The following is a 15,050-nucleotide window of genomic DNA, read 5'->3' as shown; positions in this document are numbered from 1 at the left end:
CACTGTCCGATATTTGATTTAGGATACATTTTTATGCGACTTTTTGGTTACGCACGGGTATCAACAAGCCAGCAGTCCCTCGATATTCAGATCAAGGGGCTTAAAGAGGCGGGGGTGAAAGCCAGTCGCATATTTACCGACAAAGCATCCGGCAGTTCTACCGACAGGAAAGGACTGGATCTGCTGCGAATGAAGGTGGAGGAAGGTGACGTCATCCTGGTGAAGAAACTCGACCGGCTTGGCCGCGACACTGCCGATATGATCCAACTGATAAAAGAATTCGACGCTCAGGGAGTCGCGGTCCGATTCATAGACGACGGGATCAGCACCGACGGTGAAATGGGGAAAATGGTTGTGACCATTCTTTCAGCTGTAGCCCAGGCCGAACGCAGGAGGATTCTGGAGCGTACGAACGAAGGACGGCAGGAGGCCAGGCTGAAAGGTATCCGGTTTGGCCGAAAGCGCATCATCGACAGAAATAGTGTACTGGCACTTCATCAGCAGGGAACTGGTGCAACAGATATTGCCCGCCGGCTCAGTATTGCCCGTTCCACTGTTTATAAAATTCTGGAAGATGAGAGCCGGGTTAATCTGAGCAAAATTTGAGGACGAACATGAGTGATGTAAAGGCATTCAACAATTGCATGAGTGTGTTCTGGCGACAGCATGAAGCCGAATTCTCTCGCTTTCTGACATCGAAGACAGGTGATAGCGAAAAAGCAGCAGACCCGGAGAAGACGAAGGTGATTATCGTGACGCTTGCCGAAACGACACCTGTACTGGAAGCCGCTAACCTGCAGCAGGATCTACGCCGAGCTGGCATCGAGCCGTGGGCATGGGTCGTTAATAACAGCCTGGCAGCTGCTCAACCGTCTTCGCCTTTCCTGAAGATCAGGGCGAACCGCGAGCTGCCTCTCATCTCTGATGTGGAAGAGCAGTATGCAAAGCGTATTGCATTAACAGCGCTACAGAGCGAAGAGCCGGTTGGTATTGACCTGCTGGAAGAAATGGCGAAGTAATAATGAAGGGGGCAAATGCCCCCTTCGTCTTTATTTCAGTCTTTTACCTGAATCATCAACGACTTTTTCACCGTCTTCCTTGGTGAAAGCCGCTTTCTGGGCATCTGGAAGGATATCGAGAACAACCTCTGAAGGACGGCAAAGTTTAGTTCCCAGTGGCGTCACTACGATCGGACGGTTGATCAGAATCGGATGCTGTAGCATAAAGTCGATGAGCTGGTCGTCAGTAAATTTATCTTCTGCAAGACCCAGTTCCTCATACGGCTCGACGTTCTTACGCAGCAAAGCCCGGACGGAAATGCCCATATCCGCAATGAGTTTGAGCAGCTCATCGCGTGAAGGTGGAGTCTCAAGGTAAAGAATAACGGTCGGCTCGATACCGCTGTTGCGGATCATCTCCAGCGTATTACGCGACGTGCCGCAGGCTGGGTTGTGATAAATGGTGATGTTGCTCATATCAGTATCTCATTACAAAGTGAAAGAGAGACGTAGCGCCAGCGCGGCCAGCGTTACAAACAGCACAGGCAGAGTCATGACGATCCCGGTGCGGAAATAGTATCCCCATGTGATGGTCATGTTCTTCTGTGAAAGGACATGCAGCCAGAGCAACGTTGCCAGGCTACCAATAGGTGTAATTTTCGGTCCAAGATCGCAGCCAATCACGTTGGCAAAAATCATCGCCTCTTTGATAACGCCTGTTGCAGTGCTGCCATCAATAGAGAGAGCACCAACCAGCACGGTAGGCATATTGTTCATGATGGAAGAGAGGAAAGCCGTCAGGAAGCCAGTACCAAACGTCGCGGCCCAAAGTCCTTTATCTGCCAGCACGTTCAACACACCGGAGAGGTATTCTGTTAGTCCGGCATTACGCAGACCATAGACCACCAGATACATTCCCAGAGAGAATATGACGATCTGCCATGGCGCACCGCGAAGCACTTTGCCAGTGTTAATGGCATGGCCTCGCTTCGCCACCGCAAACAGAATGACAGCCCCTACAGCAGCAATCGCACTGACCGGGATACCCAACGGCTCAAGGACGAAAAAGCCAACCAGAAGAAGGATCAACACTATCCAGCCGGTTCTGAAGGTTGCCAGATCTTTAATCGCTTTTGCCGGTGCTTTCAGGAGAGCCAGGTCGTAAGTTGGCGGAATATCTTTGCGGAAGAACAGATGCAGCATCACCAGCGTGGCGATAATGGCTGCGATATCCACCGGCACCATTACCGACGCATACTCAGTGAAACCCAGCCCAAAGAAGTCTGCAGAAACGATGTTAACCAGGTTGGACACGATAAGCGGCAGACTGGCCGTATCGGCAATAAACCCGGCGGCCATGACAAATGCCAGCGTAGTGCCTTTGCTGAAACCTAATGCAAGCAGCATGGCGATAACAATTGGCGTCAGAATCAATGCCGCACCATCGTTGGCAAACAGTGCCGCCACCGCTGCGCCGAGCAAAACGATATAGGTAAACAGCAAACGCCCGCGACCGTTACCCCAACGTGAAACGTGCAGCGCCGCCCATTCGAAAAAGCCCGATTCATCGAGCAGAAGGCTGATAATAATCACGGCAATAAAGGTCGCCGTCGCATTCCAGACAATATTCCACACTACAGGGATATCACCAAAATGGACTACGCCAGAGATCAGCGCCAGTACCGCGCCCAGCGTCGCACTCCAGCCGATCCCTAATCCCTTCGGTTGCCAGATAACCAAAACGATGGTCAGGACAAAAATAGCGCCTGCCAGTAACATAAATCCTCCAGACAGGACGGCTTTGCCGCCCTGTATATACAAAAAAATTAAACAACCAGCTCTCTGAGTTTCTCGATGCCAGTGGGCTCTGCAGCCATTACCGGTACTAACGCTATGCGGCTTGCATGCTGGTTTTTCACAACCTCGATTTGAGGACGCTCTTGTAGGGCGCGCTGGCAAAGCAGCGGCGATTGCGTCTGTGCAATCGAAAGGCTGTTATTGATAATCCAGCCCCAGGGATGAATCCCCGCACGTTCAAGATCGGACTGCAGGTTTGCCGCTTCCAGTACAGGTGTGGTTTCAGGCAGAGTGACCAGCAAAACTTTGGTACGTTCCTGGTCCTGAAGCTGCATCATCGGAGTGGTAAAATGACCTTTATCCCCCATCTTCCTGGCAATCTCACGGTGATAAGCCCCGGTAGCATCAAGCAGTAATAGCGTATGCCCGGTAGGTGCCGTATCCATGACCACAAACCGTTTGCCAGCTTCACGAATTACGCGTGAAAACGCCTGGAACACCGCAATCTCTTCTGTGCAAGGAGAACGTAAATCCTCTTCGAGCAGCCGTTTCCCAGCCTCATCCAGATCCCTGCCTTTCGTCTCAAGAACATGCTGACGATAGCGTTCAGTTTCATCGTGAGGGTTGATTCGGCTGACCTGCAGATTTTTGAGGCTGCCATTGAGCGTTGTACTGAGATGTGCAGCAGGATCTGAGGTGGTGAGATGCACATCAAAACCCTTATCCGCCAGACTGACGGCGATAGCCGCAGCCATTGTGGTTTTGCCCACACCACCTTTGCCCATCAGCATAATCAAACCGTGTTCACTGCGGGCGATATCATCAACCAGGACAGACAACGACATATTCTCTGGCTTGTTCTGTGGGCTTTGTTCAGGAAGCGATGTTATCTCAGCGTGTTCGTTGAGCAGGCCTTTCAATGCGGATACACCAACCATGTTCAGCGGCTGCAGGTATAAGTTGTCTGTCGGCAAATCAGATAACCCGGCAGGAAGATTTGCCAGCGCCTCTTGCTCCCGTTGCCATATTGCAGCGGCCAGTGCATCACGTTCTGCTTCGCTCGCAGGCAGGACACCGTTAATGACTAAATACTGATTTTTAAGGCCAATAGCTGATAATTCGTCATGAGTACGAGCGACTTCCTGCAGTGTTGATTTTTGCAATCGCGCGACCAGCACAAGGCGAGTTCGTTCAGGATCGGATAATGCCTCAACCGCATGAGCATATTGCTCGCGTTGTTTTTCCAGCCCAGCCATTGGACCAAGACAGGAAGCACCATCCGGGTTACTTTCGATGAAGCTGCTCCAGGCTCCGGGAAGCTGAAGAAGGCGAATAGTGTGGCCAGTTGGGGCAGTATCAAAAATGATGTGATCAAAGCGGGTCAGCAGAGAAGCGTCAGTCAGTAAGCCAGTAAACTCGTCGAATGCAGCGATCTCTGTCGTACAAGCTCCTGAAAGCTGTTCACTGATGCTGTTAACAACGTCATCAGGCAAAAGACCTTTAATAGGGTCAACGATTCTGGCGCGGTATTGCTGGGCGGCGTCCTGCGGGTCAATCTCCAGAGCCGAAAGACCAGACACAGCAGTCACGGGCTGGATAGTGTTACCGATAGTCTGATCGAATACCTGACCGACATTGGAAGCCGGGTCGGTACTGACAAGCAGAACACGCTTTCCCAGTTCAGCCAGACGTATAGCCGTTGCGCAGGAAATCGAAGTTTTGCCTACACCTCCCTTACCGGTGAAAAACAGGTAAGACGGGATATTCTCTAAGAATTTCATATGTCCTCCTGACATACTCAACAACAGGAAGTTTTACCACCACAGCAACTGGTGGAAGCTAAACCCACCTTTTCCAGCGGTATACCAAACCAGCGAGCCAGTTCAGCGCGTTTTGGGTATCGCCCGGCCATCACCGTTTCACCATCAAGCAACAGCAGCGGAAGCCCTTCAGCTCCAGAAGCCTCAAGGAATGCTTTCGCTTTTTCGTTCTCAACGAAGCTCATAGGCTGCTGCGCCAGGTTATAACGTTCGATCTGAACCCCACGCCCTTTCAGCCATTGCACATCAGCAGAAAAATTGACCAAAACCTGATCGACATCTGAACCACAAACGCCGGTACTGCAGCACATCGCCGGATCAAACACCGTTAACATTTTCATCTTTAACACCTCATATTCGTAAAAACATATATGTACAGGCAAAATTTTTAGATACAAACAGCCTTACCGCTGCCAGAGCAGTTGGCCGATGCCAGCTTACGGGCGATGGCCTGTACGTCGTCCTGTTGACTTAACCAGGCCTGCTCAATCACCAGGGCAGCCCAGGAAGGAATATGCGGGGATAAGCGATAATGAACCCATTTCCCCTGCTTGCGATCCAGCAACAGGCCACTTTCCCGAAGCATCGCCAGATGGCGGGAGGTCTTGGGTTGTGATTGTTCCAGCGCTGTGCAGAGATCGCATACGCACAGCTCCCCCATCTCCCTGAGCAGTAGCACGATACCCAGGCGGGTTTCATCAGATAGTATTTTGAAAAGTTGTAGGGATGCAATTTCTGGCATTATGTACTCCTGCTATGAATGGGTATTGTCTCTCCACCAAAACAAGAAGTCAAAATCATATGTGTTTTCTCGCATGTGAGTGCAGGTGTCACTATGCGGTTGAAAAACGACCTGATGTGCGATCGTTACGTTAGTTGGGTAGGTAAAAAAGTCATTTGAGGCTAAAACATTGCTTAGTGCGGGCTTTCAGTTCATAGAGAAGAATGAATAATATCAATTATAACAATTGGTTATTTCCTTAGCGTACGTTTTCGTTCCATTGGCCCTCAGACCCCAACGAGTGATTTCGTTCCATTGAGCGCGAACCCCTGACCGTAAGGGATGTACGGAACGATCTGACTGTCCGTTAACAGTTTTGCTTACTTTCGTACATGTTATTGGCATGGTGTACGCAATCGTTCGGTTTCGGACACAGAAACGCTGTAGCCCCGCGAACCGAGTGATATCCAATAGCCGATTGGTTAAAAAGTAGTCTTAGCGTAGGTTATTTTCCCTTTTCCAAGCGGACCCCTATCAGTATAAAAACCTTGGGTTTCGATGGCAGGCGCTTACATGTGAAAAAAGGCGATCCTCAAATATGGCGTGAAGGTTTTGCTAAAGAACTTCGCGCTAGGGGAGTTGAAGCTGAAGCAACACCACGCGCTACACGTGGCGTAGTTAAAAAAGGTATTGATCAGGCGATTCTTCATATTCGCAAGCGTGGATTAACCCCGGAAGTCGATAAAGCCAAAATCAAAGAGATCGTAGAAGAGTTTAAAGATACGAGGGCCGGAAAGCCTGCAAAAGCGAAACCGTGGGAAAAGAAAATACAGACAAGGCAGCAGGAAGTTAGAAAAGGGTGGCTATCGGCGGCGCAGGAACTTAACCAGAGTTCAGAGCCGGGCGATAAAAAGCTTGCCGCTGATGTTGTGAATTTTGTTAATACCATGCCTCCTATGGCTACGGAACGACATGAAATGGCCAAAGCAGTTAGTCAGAAACTAGCAAGCCAGCAGCCCGGAAAAAAGCAAAATTCAACTGGCAGAGATAGAGATAACGATCAGGAAGAACGATAAATTTCGTGCGCACGAAACCGCACAGGGGAGGGGAGACAGGCGGGCTATTTCCCGCCTGTTTTTTAGAGACTGTAAATTAAATTGTGTAATTGCCTGAATTTGCTATGTTCATATTCACAACGGAGTCAGGCAACATGATGAACGAACAAAAACTAAAAGACCTTGCAGCAGAATTTGCTAAAGGAATCAAAACAGAAGACGATCTCAATCAATTCACCCGATTGTTGACTAAACTCACTGTTGAAACGGCTCTCAATGCCGAACTTACCGAACATCTCGGACATGAAAAGAATGCTCGTAAGAACGGTTCAAATGCTCGTAACGGTTATTCCAGTAAGACCGTGCTGAGCGATGATGGTGAGATTGAGATCACCACACCACGAGATCGTGATGGCACATTTGAGCCACAGCTAATTAAAAAGAATCAGACTCGTATCACGCAAATGGATAGCCAAATTCTATCCCTTTATGCCAAAGGCATGACTACCCGTGAAATCGTGGCTACTTTCAAAGAAATGTACGATGCTGATGTATCGCCAACGCTTATTTCCAAGGTGACTGATGCTGTTAAGGAGCAAGTCGCTGAATGGCAAAACCGTCCGCTGGATGCACTCTATCCCATCGTCTATATGGACTGTATTGTAGTTAAAGTCCGTCATAATGGCAGTGTTATCAACAAGGCTGTATTCCTTGCCTTAGGCATTAATCTTGATGGACAGAAAGAACTGCTCGGCATGTGGATGGCTGAGAATGAAGGTGCAAAGTTCTGGCTGAATGTCCTGACTGAGCTTAAAAACCGAGGGTTGCAGGATATTCTGATCGCCTGTGTGGATGGACTAAAAGGCTTTCCTGATGCCATTAACAGCGTATACCCGCAAACCCATATCCAGCTGTGCATTATCCATATGCTGCGTAACAGCTTGAAATACGTATCATGGAAAGATTACAAGGCGGTCACTCAGGATTTAAAAGCCGTTTATCAGTCACCTACTGAAGAGGCAGCCTTGATGGCCTTGGATCAATTCGCCCAAACATGGGATGACAAGTACCCACAGATCAGCAAAAGCTGGCGTACACACTGGGAGAATCTAAATACCTTCTTTGCTTATCCAGCCGAGATACGCAAAGCCATCTATACCACCAATGCGATCGAATCATTAAACAGCGTAATACGTCAGGCGATCAAAAAGCGTAAAGTCTTTCCAACGGATGATTCTGTACGTAAAGTGATTTACCTGGCCATTGATGCAGCATCTAAAAAGTGGAATATGCCGATTCGCGACTGGCGTTTAGCCATGAGCCGCTTTATTATTGAATTCGGTGACCGCTTAAGCAATCACCTTTAAATTGATGAAAAGCAATTACACAAAATTATTTACAGGCTCCAAAATATTTATGCAAAAAAGCCGTTTTTTAATGACTGCAATAATATTTAGAGGCTCTTAAAATCAAGATTTACTAAAATCTTTTAAAATATTTTCTAGTAAATATCTTTTGCCAATTTTATTTAAATTGACTGCTAAAATTTGTACATCATAAAAAGAGTCTTGCATAATAAGACAACGATACTCATTCATTTGATGCGTTAAACGATTTACAAGGTCTTCTGGACAGTGTTCGACTAATTTTTTAAAGGCTAGATAAGACTCTTCAAATTTTCCAAGTTTGTATGCATTTAAGCACCATTCATATAGTGACCAAAATTTATAAATATCTTTTTTTAAAAATAAACGATTACCTTCTGGCATTTTTATTTCACTAGCTTGTTTGGCAAAACAGTAAGCCAATTCAGGATGATGATCCCAACTATGTCGTCTAGCCGAATGATACCAACACTCTGCCCTTTGTGGGTCATAAGCTATCCCCATCTGCCAATACGATAGTGCGTCTTTATAATTTTTTTCACTTTCATAAAGTAAGCCTAATTGTTCAAAACTACAGTATTTCTCATCATACCAACCCGTATCTAATTCAGCCCGCTTTAGATACCATTCAATTGCTTTATTAATCTGTCCAGCATCTTTATATGATTGTGCACAATAGAATGCATAACGTGGCAATAAATCTGGATCATCACCAGCGATATAAGCTATTTCAAGGATTTTGGCATCTTTTAAGTATTTGTCTTTATCTAAACTCCGGTTACCCTTTCGACCTGAGATAACGACATAATCGCCTTGAACTTCCCCTACCTCTTGTTCATTTTTATTTTCTAAATATTCATGTAAAACACCACGCCAATGATACTGATCATTATTTTTAATAATGAGTTTTCTTAAATATTTTACAGAGAGATCTTCATTGGAAAGTTGAAAATAATAAGCATCTTTCTGTAAAGCCGGTAGACTTAACTCACCTATTAAAGAATCATCTGCATCAAAAATAAGAATGTAATCACTTTTTCCAAGACAAGCTTTTAAAGCAATATTACGGTTATAACTAAAATTTTGCCAAGCTTCATAAATTATCTCACCTTGAATATTTTTCGCTTTAAAAAAGTTTTCGATAATCTCTGGTGTACGATCACTAGATCCAGTATCTGAGATTACCCAGTAATCCAACTTAAAATGTTGACATATATTTTCTAATGTTTGTTCAATGATATGACTTTCATCTTTTACAATCATATTTAAGCAAAGTGTCATATTTTTTCTCTTTGATTCTATTTACATACTTCTATATGAAAGAAACCTTGCATTGCAAGGCTTCTTGAAGGATTTCTTTTAAGAATAAGAATACTTAAATACTAAATAGCTGCGCCTAATACCGCTACACTTTTGCCTGACCATGTTTTCCTCCGGGGAATGGGCTGGCGGTTTCCATAAAATGGCGGACCTTTTTCAGTAACTGCCACATTGAGCGGCACTGATGATTACGGGTTATCGTGTCATGAAGTGCCTGCCATAGCCGTTCCACATGATTCACCCACGGCGAGTAAACCGGCTGGTAAATTACCCTGAACTTGGGATTTGCTTTCAACCAGCGCTGTGTTTCGCGGCTTTTATGGATAATGTAGTTATCAACGATCAGCGTGATTGTTTTCGCCCGCCGGTAAGTGGCTTTCAGGTGCTTCAGCAGAGCGATAAACAGCGCTGAACTTTTGCTGTTGCCGCCCACGTAGCTGACTTTACCCGTGCCACTGTGCAGTGCGCCGGCCAGATAGTATTTTTCGTTCTGCCCCGGCGTCACTACCCGTTTCTGCTGTCCGCGCAACTGCCAGTCCGCACCGATTTTAGGATTAAGGTGAATATCCACTTCATCTTCATAAAATACCGGATGCTCTGCGTTGCATTCATCCAGCGCTTTGTGGATTACCGCCATCTTTTCATCTTTATGTGGGTCACGGATGCGCAGAGTTGGCGCGGCCCTGCGCCATACAAGCCCCGCAGATGGCAACCAGCGGCGAACGGTTCCTGCATGTAACTGGCAACCGGTTATCTCATTGATTTTTATTGCCAGTAATTCGGTGCTCCAGCGTGAACGTTGATAACCAAAATCGCCGGGAGAATGCTTTATCAGCTCACGTAACAGGGTGCAGATATGTTCAAAAGGCCAGCGTCGGGAGCGCCCTGCGGGTAAGGATTTCAGGCCTTCAATACCTGAGTGCGTAAACCAGTTAATCCAGCGACCAACGGATGAACGGGCACAACAGAGAGTTCTGGCAACATCGCTGACCCGTTCACCCCGATGAAGCATCAGCATGGCCGTGAGTCTGCGGGCATGATTTTTATCGCGCGTTTTATGAATAGCTTTCTGCATCAGGCGTCGTTCGCCACGGGGTATTGGTGCTATGATCGGCATCGCTCAGTCCGGTTGGTGGTTTTGGTTGGTTTGGCGAATGATCAGATCGCGCAATCCGGGCTGAGTTCCCTTTCAGTGATCTACTATTCCGCGCAGCTATTTAGAATTAGAAATTCACTTTCCAACCAATATTTCCAATGAAATCGCTATAGTTATTACTACCCATCTGATATGAAAGATTAAACAATGCATAACTGTTTTTGCTTGTTTGTCCTTCAACACCAAATTTAATTTCACCCAAATTTGAGTTACCAGAAATACCATAGTAACTATTATCTAACTTCACAAGTTTGTCTTCAGAATTATAAATCCAATTTAATGCGACGTATGGGCGATAGTTTGAGCTCGCTGCAATATCTGTAGGGACCACAAGAAAGGCTTTTGCACCAAGACGAGTTTGAATATTGCCCTTGCCTTTATCAATTAGCGTACCTGTAGATTTCTCTTTAAATGAATTTAATTGAACATCTTGGTAAATAAATTGACCTTGCGGTTGAATCCAATAACTAACGCCTTCACTTTGTCCAAATTTATAACTAGAACCAGCTTCTATTGAGGCAGTAATCCCTGAAGAGTCATATTTTTCTGTTCCAAAATCTTGTCCAGATACTTCATTTTTAAACTTACTCCACATTGCCCATGTATCTAGATATGCACCAGTTTTTTCAGTCGGATTTTCAAACCAGGTTCCATACAAACCAAAGCCATAACCATCTATTTTTGAAGATGATTTATAATTTGTAATAGATGATTTGGAATCACTCCGTGCATTACCATAAGCAGCCATTAATCCGACATTATATTCATCTTTTTCGCCAAATTTTGCCAAACCTAAACCTACATGTAAAAGATAATGATGACCATCGGTATCAATCTGTCCAGATTTATCTTCAAATTCATTATAGCCCCCTACAGCTCTTAACCAAAGTTGACCAACATCATCTTTATTCATATTGGTGTATTCACTTGCACCAATACGATCTTCTAAACGATGGACAAATAAGTTATTAGCAATATTGGCATTAAAAGTATAACTACCAACCTCTGGGCGAATGACTGGTTGATATGGACCTGTAGGACCTGTTGCACCCGTAGAACCAGTCGCTCCTGTAGGACCAGTCGCTCCTGTAGGACCTGTTGCGCCAGTATCACCCGTTGCACCCGTAGAACCAGTCGCTCCTGTAGGACCTGTTGCGCCAGTATCACCCGTTGCACCCGTAGAACCAGTCGCTCCTGTAGGACCTGTTGCGCCAGTATCACCCGTTGCACCCGTAGAACCAGTCGCTCCTGTAGGACCTGTTGCACCCGTAGAACCAGTCGCTCCTGTAGAACCAGTCGCTCCTGTAGGACCTGTTGCGCCAGTATCACCCGTTGCACCCGTAGAACCAGTCGCTCCTGTAGGACCTGTTGCACCCGTAGAACCAGTCGCTCCTGTAGGACCTGTTGCGCCAGTATCACCCGTTGCACCCGTAGAACCAGTCGCTCCTGTAGGACCTGTTGCGCCAGTATCACCCGTTTCACCTTTCATATTGAAACTTTCAAGATACCAGTCACCATCTGCATGTTTATTTAAAAGATATTCGTAACCACCTTTAACAACACGACGTTGTAAAAGAAATTTACCATTGGATGCTCCATCGATGTCATACATCAAAATGGATTCTTTTCCAGTTGGATCAACCAGATTTAAGTTATTGACCCAAACCCAATCAATACCTTTATCGATCACATTGCCCGTAATTTTGACATTATCTGTATATGATTTACCGTCTACACCTAAATCACCACTCTGTCCAAGACCCGTTAAATAAGAGTCCATTAGCCAAGTATTATTTCCAGTTGTATAGTCGCCAGTAATGGTTAATTTATCTCCAGCCACACCATTAGCCAGATCAATTTGAGAGTTGGATGCAACAACGTTTCCTTTTAAGTTAAAAGCAGATTGTGTATTTATAAGTAAATTACTGCGATTCACATCATGAGCAACTAGTTGTGAATTTATTAAATTTAGTGTTGTAAAGTTTGCTTGAGTACTATTTCCATTCGCTTCTAATTGCCATGTAGCATTATTTTTTAAATTAAGGTTTAAAGTAGAGCTGTCTGTTTTATTTACAAGTCCCTGCATATATCCGTTTTCAAAATTATAATTGACTTGGCTTGGCGTTGTACTTGCTCCTTGAACATTAATCAAATATGCATTATTTCCTGTATTAGAGATCAGTGAAGTGTTATCACCTCTAGCAGAGAAAATATAGTTTTTCTGGTTTGTTCCTACAGTAATTAAACTTGCCGTATTTGTGGCTGTTTTATTGATGACTAAATTATTAAATGTTGTTGTCGTCTGATCTGTGGCCTGACTTGAATTACCACTAATACTAATAGCCTCTTTGCCTGCTTTGATTTCGGTACTAGAAGTCTCCGAGTTAGCATCTAATAAAGCGCCCTGCCAAATAATATCAATTGCTGAATCATTAACTGCTTTTGTCGTATCAATTACCATTTTTCCTTTAGAATACAAACGACCCTCGCCTGTACCAACTGATGCTGTTTTCCCTAGACGAATGGCATTTGCACGAGTAGATGTGCTCTCAATACTGATATTACTGTTGTTTAAATGAACTTCTGGTACTACACCACCTTGCTCCGAACCCGAAATATAAATTCCTATTGCATCATTTTTTTGATTTTTAATATCAATGTTTAAATCTTTATTCACCTCTACATAACCAGCACTACCATTACCAGAAGATTGTGGTGCTCCTTGAATTGCACGAATACCGACAACTAACGGATAATCTGATAACAAAAAGGATGGGTTATTATTTGCACTCATTTTAATATTTAAATTATCAAATATAGCTTTGGACCTCATCCCATTAAAAGCAGCTGTTTCTGCTGAATTAACACTTGAACCAGCAACTACACCATAATGTTCAAATCGTTCACCAGATGTTGATCCCCTAGGTAGGTCTAACATAGTGAGATTCAACGTACCAATGGTTGATGTACCTCCATGCGATACTCCCAATCCTACTTTTGCAATACTATCTCCGTTTGGATTGCTACTATTCGCATCTAAATTTGCAATTGTAAGATTGAGTGTTTTTCCAACGGCATTAAAAGAAGATGTAAAGTTAGGTGCAGTACCATAGACTGAAATCCCCCCCGATCCCTTAAGTGTTGTGGTTAAATCATTGGTCAGCGTTATGCTTCTGTTGGCATTTTGGCTATAAACTAAAAACCCAGTATTCCAAATACTTGTATTTCCTATTTCAGGTAAAATGCTGGATACTTCACAGTTAATATTTGCTCCAGTATTATTTGCATTATTCACTGTAACTGAGCCATTTGATCCTTGAGTACACTCTACGGCTAAACTCGAAGATGAAATCAGAACACCACCAATCAATAAAGCCGTTTTCGATGATGATTTCCCTTTTCGCCCAAGCTCTGAACATACAATCCATTGGCCCAATGAATTATTCCATATTAATTTAAAGATTTTATTCATACTAACCTCACTCTATTGTAAAAAAATAATACACAAGTCACAAAATTATATATTAAAAATGCAAAAATAGTACGATTAATGTACTACACATAACCCTAAAAGGTAAGCGTCCGCTGAACCCCATGCCTATTTTTTAATTCGGTTCAGGTTTCCAGCAGTGTGGCAGCAATTCTTCAATTTGGGTCACTTTGTGTGTCGGCAGCCTTTTCAGCACATCACTTAAATAGGCATACGGATCCAAGCCATTCAGCTTTGCTGACTGGATTAACGTCATGATGTTTGCCGCTCGCTGACCACTGCGCAGCGAACCTGCAAACAGCCAGTTCTTGCGCCCCAACGCCCAGGGACGCATCTGATTGTCGGGTAGTCAGACGCAGTTACGGGGTTCAAGGTCCAATGATGTAAAAAACCACGCTAAGAGGTTAATTCATTGTTTGTATTGAAATTTAATGGTCTTAACTCGCCCTTCAGAATATCTTCCGGTAACGAAAACGGGCACTGTTGCAAATAGTCGGTGGTGATAAACTTATCATCCCCTTTTGCTGATGGAGCTGCACATGAACCCATTCAAAGGCCGGCATTTTCAGCGTGACATCATTCTGTGGGCCGTACGCTGGTACTGCAAATACGGCATCAGTTACCGTGAGCTGCAGGAGATGCTGGCTGAACGCGGAGTGAATGTCGATCACTCCACGATTTACCGCTGGGTTCAGCGTTATGCGCCTGAAATGGAAAAACGGCTGCGCTGGTACTGGCGTAACCCTTCCGATCTTTGCCCGTGGCACATGGATGAAACCTACGTGAAGGTCAATGGCCGCTGGGCGTATCTGTACCGGGCCGTCGACAGCCGGGGCCGCACTGTCGATTTTTATCTCTCCTCCCGTCGTAACAGCAAAGCTGCATACCGGTTTCTGGGTAAAATCCTCAACAACGTGAAGAAGTGGCAGATCCCGCGATTCATCAACACGGATAAAGCGCCCGCCTATGGTCGCGCGCTTGCTCTGCTCAAACGCGAAGGCCGGTGCCCGTCTGACGTTGAACACCGACAGATTAAGTACCGGAACAACGTGATTGAATGCGATCATGGCAAACTGAAACGGATAATCGGCGCCACGCTGGGATTTAAATCCATGAAGACGGCTTACGCCACCATCAAAGGTATTGAGGTGATGCGTGCACTACGCAAAGGCCAGGCCTCAGCATTTTATTATAGTGATCCCCTGGGCGAAATGCGCCTGGTAAGCAGAGTTTTTGAAATGTAAGGCCTTTGAATAAGACAAAAGGCTGCCTCATCGCTAACTTTGCAACAGTGCCGTGAAAAACAGG

The 15,050-nt window shown here is 45.2% G+C and carries 13 protein-coding genes and 1 pseudogene; 5 read left to right on the top strand and 9 right to left on the bottom strand.

Annotation, left to right across the window (positions count from 1 at the left end; translation table 11 throughout):
* Window positions 1-33 precede the first annotated feature (33 nt).
* Both AC1VYI_RS01430 and AC1VYI_RS01425 read left to right on the top strand, forming a co-directional pair.
* Window positions 34-606 (top strand): recombinase family protein, encoded by a 573-nt coding sequence (locus AC1VYI_RS01430; protein ID WP_001556711.1) that lies wholly within the window; start codon window positions 34-36, stop codon window positions 604-606.
* A gap of 8 nt (window positions 607-614) precedes the next feature.
* The gene (locus AC1VYI_RS01425) at window positions 615-1,019 is read left to right on the top strand and encodes an ArsA-related P-loop ATPase (RefSeq protein WP_004118313.1); all 405 of its coding nucleotides are present in this window, start codon (window positions 615-617) and stop codon (window positions 1,017-1,019) included.
* Window positions 1,020-1,049: 30 nt separating this feature from the next.
* On the opposite strand, the gene arsC is transcribed toward AC1VYI_RS01425, so the two are convergent.
* The 5 genes from arsC to arsR are packed head-to-tail and all read right to left on the bottom strand — an operon-like array spanning window position 1,050 to window position 5,357.
* Window positions 1,050-1,475, bottom strand: coding sequence for a glutaredoxin-dependent arsenate reductase (gene arsC, locus AC1VYI_RS01420; protein ID WP_000065758.1), 426 nt, complete (start codon window positions 1,473-1,475; stop codon window positions 1,050-1,052).
* Between the two features lie 12 nt (window positions 1,476-1,487).
* Entirely contained in the window at window positions 1,488-2,777 is a 1,290-nt protein-coding gene (gene arsB / locus AC1VYI_RS01415; RefSeq protein ID WP_000922630.1) for an arsenite efflux transporter membrane subunit ArsB, read from the bottom strand.
* A 47-nt stretch (window positions 2,778-2,824) separates the two neighbouring features.
* The gene (gene arsA, locus AC1VYI_RS01410; protein ID WP_001556710.1) at window positions 2,825-4,576 is read right to left on the bottom strand and encodes an arsenite efflux transporter ATPase subunit ArsA; all 1,752 of its coding nucleotides are present in this window, start codon (window positions 4,574-4,576) and stop codon (window positions 2,825-2,827) included.
* Between the two features lie 17 nt (window positions 4,577-4,593).
* The gene (gene arsD, locus AC1VYI_RS01405; protein WP_000783215.1) at window positions 4,594-4,956 is read right to left on the bottom strand and encodes an arsenite efflux transporter metallochaperone ArsD; all 363 of its coding nucleotides are present in this window, start codon (window positions 4,954-4,956) and stop codon (window positions 4,594-4,596) included.
* Between the two features lie 47 nt (window positions 4,957-5,003).
* Window positions 5,004-5,357, bottom strand: coding sequence for an As(III)-sensing metalloregulatory transcriptional repressor ArsR (arsR, locus tag AC1VYI_RS01400; RefSeq protein ID WP_001114073.1), 354 nt, complete (start codon window positions 5,355-5,357; stop codon window positions 5,004-5,006).
* Between the two features lie 554 nt (window positions 5,358-5,911).
* On the opposite strand from arsR, the gene AC1VYI_RS01395 reads away from it, so the two are divergent.
* Both AC1VYI_RS01395 and AC1VYI_RS01390 read left to right on the top strand, forming a co-directional pair.
* Window positions 5,912-6,412: a hypothetical protein gene (locus AC1VYI_RS01395; RefSeq protein WP_225710592.1), complete on the top strand. Its 501-nt coding sequence runs from the start codon at window positions 5,912-5,914 to the stop codon at window positions 6,410-6,412.
* 137 nt (window positions 6,413-6,549) lie between these two features.
* Window positions 6,550-7,758 carry an IS256 family transposase gene (locus tag AC1VYI_RS01390; protein ID WP_032028744.1) on the top strand — a complete coding sequence of 403 codons (1,209 nt, stop codon included), beginning with the start codon at window positions 6,550-6,552 and terminating at the stop codon, window positions 7,756-7,758.
* A gap of 102 nt (window positions 7,759-7,860) precedes the next feature.
* Here AC1VYI_RS01390 and AC1VYI_RS01385 read toward each other — a convergent pair whose 3' ends face one another.
* From AC1VYI_RS01385 to AC1VYI_RS01370, 4 genes and pseudogenes are all read right to left on the bottom strand, one after another.
* Window positions 7,861-9,057, bottom strand: coding sequence for a glycosyltransferase (locus AC1VYI_RS01385; protein ID WP_059387039.1), 1,197 nt, complete (start codon window positions 9,055-9,057; stop codon window positions 7,861-7,863).
* A 124-nt stretch (window positions 9,058-9,181) separates the two neighbouring features.
* On the bottom strand, window positions 9,182-10,213 hold the full coding sequence (locus AC1VYI_RS01380) for an IS630-like element ISEc33 family transposase (protein ID WP_003033020.1): 1,032 nt from the start codon (window positions 10,211-10,213) through the stop codon (window positions 9,182-9,184).
* 106 nt (window positions 10,214-10,319) lie between these two features.
* Window positions 10,320-13,724 carry an autotransporter outer membrane beta-barrel domain-containing protein gene (locus AC1VYI_RS01375; RefSeq protein ID WP_482876272.1) on the bottom strand — a complete coding sequence of 1,135 codons (3,405 nt, stop codon included), beginning with the start codon at window positions 13,722-13,724 and terminating at the stop codon, window positions 10,320-10,322.
* Window positions 13,725-13,857: 133 nt separating this feature from the next.
* Window positions 13,858-14,085: pseudogene (locus AC1VYI_RS01370) on the bottom strand (transposase domain-containing protein); the annotation flags it as partial.
* Between the two features lie 196 nt (window positions 14,086-14,281).
* On the opposite strand from AC1VYI_RS01370, the gene AC1VYI_RS01365 reads away from it, so the two are divergent.
* A complete protein-coding gene (locus AC1VYI_RS01365; protein ID WP_036982846.1) occupies window positions 14,282-14,986 on the top strand; it encodes an IS6-like element IS26 family transposase in 705 nt (234 codons plus the stop codon).
* The last annotated feature ends 64 nt before the right edge of the window (window positions 14,987-15,050 follow it).

This window comes from Enterobacter sp. QK-SA4, from assembly GCF_056856775.1.
The sequence above is the reverse complement of the archived record's forward strand: the minus strand, read 5'-3'. Positions and strand labels throughout refer to the sequence as shown.